Origin of the sequence: Microcoleus sp. BM001215392 (assembly GCF_036700185.1) — a bacterium.
Classification (GTDB): Bacteria; Cyanobacteriota; Cyanobacteriia; order Cyanobacteriales; family Microcoleaceae; genus Microcoleus.
Map to the genome: position 1 here is coordinate 1 of NZ_JAUBOJ010000640.1, position 2,108 is coordinate 2,108.

Annotated in this window: 2 protein-coding genes; both read left to right on the top strand. The window is 46.5% G+C overall.

Annotation, left to right across the window (positions count from 1 at the left end):
• Positions 1-261 precede the first annotated feature (261 nt).
• Positions 262-504, top strand: a complete 243-nt coding sequence (locus QT974_RS33680) for a hypothetical protein (RefSeq protein WP_333472702.1) — start codon at positions 262-264, stop codon at positions 502-504.
• A 92-nt stretch (positions 505-596) separates the two neighbouring features.
• The gene (murD, locus tag QT974_RS33685; RefSeq protein WP_333472703.1) at positions 597-1,943 is read left to right on the top strand and encodes a UDP-N-acetylmuramoyl-L-alanine--D-glutamate ligase; all 1,347 of its coding nucleotides are present in this window, start codon (positions 597-599) and stop codon (positions 1,941-1,943) included.
• Positions 1,944-2,108: the final 165 nt, after the last annotated feature.

A 2,108-nucleotide genomic window follows, 5' to 3' on the forward strand; every position in this document is an offset into this window, starting at 1 on the left:
ATAGCGAAAGTCCTCTGAAGAGGACTGAAACGCATACATACCAGACTTTTCAGTCAGTTTTAACTGACTTTAGCTATTAGACAGGGGTTTTCAACCCCTGGCGGACTTGGGGGATAACGGGCGGGCCTGGGGGCAAAACTGATGCTATTCCTGAAGGTACGTGGGGACGATACGGCTGTTTTTATGACATAAAAGCTAGACTTGAACTAGATATTGATTTAAATCATTGCAAAAGTTGCAAAAGCAGGGAAGGTATTAACAATGAATAACAGGGAAATTGTTCGTAAATGCGCGCAAACGTCAAATGCCTGGTTCTTGATATCGCCACTCATGGTATTCATAAATTATCTAATATTTAGAGACTTTCCTGAAGGACGAGTGCTATTCTTATTTTTAATAGTAGGTTTTTTACCATCCTCATTTGCCTATCAAGAGCGCTGTCTAGCAAAAGAGATTGTCCGCTTGGAAGAAAAGATAGAAGAACTTGAGAGACGCATTCCTTAAAAAATTAAGCAAAATGGCCGATCGCCAAAAACCCATGCAAGGTTAAGATATTAACTTATAAAACCAGGGAAATTCGCTCCATCACATAACTTATGCCGATCGCTCATATAATTGGATTAGGAAAATCAGGGATTGCCGCCGCCAGACTGCTCAAACGCGAAGGATGGGAAGTAACACTGAGCGATCGCTCATCGGCCCCAAACTTGCTCGAACAACAACAGCAACTAGCTAACGAAGGCATCAACCTGGAGTTAGGTAAATCTTTTGAACCTGACAAATCCATAGAATTAGTAGTAGTAAGTCCGGGCGTTCCCTGGGATATTCCAGCATTAGTCCGCGCCCGAGAATTAGGCATTGAAACAATCGGAGAAATGGCTCTCGCGTGGCGCTATCTCAAATCTCCGTGGGTAGCAATTACTGGTACTAATGGCAAAACTACGACTACTGCTTTAATTGCTGCGATTTTTGCGGAAGCAGGGCTTTATGCTCCCGCTTGCGGCAACATTGGCTATGCTGCGTGCGAATTAGTTTTAGCCGAGAAACCGCCGGATTGGGTAATCGCAGAAATCAGCAGCTATCAGATAGAATCATCGCCGTCTGTAGCGCCGCGCATCGGAGTTTTGACTACTTTGACGCCGGATCACCTCAGCCGCCACAAAACTTTAGAAAATTACTACAACATTAAAGCCCATTTGCTAAAAAAGTCGGAATTGCAAATCATCAACGGTGACGATCCTGGTTTGCGACAGCAAGGAGTTGACATTTGGCCGGATGCGTGTTGGACGAGTGTTAAAGGTGAAAAAGAATTGTTGGGAAAACACGCTTTTGGAGCCTACATCGAAGACGGTTGGGTAATCGCTCAAGGCGAGAAAATTCTGCGTGCTGAGTCTTTGCGGATGGTGGGCGAACACAATTTGCAAAATTTGTTGATGGCTGTGGCGGCGGCTACTTTGGCGGGGATAGATAAAAGTGCGATCGCCCGGGCGATCGCTAAATTCCCCGGAGTGGCGCACCGCCTCGAACACATCCGCACCTGGGAAGGCATAGATTTCATCAACGACAGCAAAGCGACTAATTATGACGCAGCGCAAGTCGGGTTAGCTGCTGTCAGCGCGCCGGCGATTTTGATTGCGGGCGGCGATCCCAAAGAGGGCGACGATCGCGCTTGGATCGATACAATTAAGGCGAAAGCTGTTGCGGTGCTGTTAATTGGGGATGCTGCGGGCATTTTTAGCGATCGGCTGGAACAAGCCAATTATAACGCTTGGGAAATAGTCGAAACAATGGAAAGAGCCATTCCGAGGGCGGCAGAATTAGCCAAACAGAACAAAGCTAAAGTCGTACTGCTTTCGCCAGCTTGCGCCAGCTTCGATCAATACCAAAGCTTCGAGCAGCGGGGCGATCGTTTCCGTCAATTGTGTCTCGAATCCCTAGCTTAATCGCGCATTAAGCTGTCGCGCATTTAAAGTGTTTTAGAGCGGGCCCGAGGGTGCATCTCAATGCAAGCAAATATATCCGTAGGGGCTATAGCATGACCGTAGTGAATATAAGATTATAACTAATAACTTATATGCGGTCATGCTTCTTCAGGCTTCAAAAACCAG

Bases quoted from the DNA above. Each gene is read 5' to 3' on its own strand.
- QT974_RS33680 (WP_333472702.1), top strand. From the start codon at position 262: ATGAATAACAGGGAAATTGTTCGTAAATGCGCGCAAACGTCAAATGCC.
- murD (WP_333472703.1), top strand. From the start codon at position 597: ATGCCGATCGCTCATATAATTGGATTAGGAAAATCAGGGATTGCCGCC.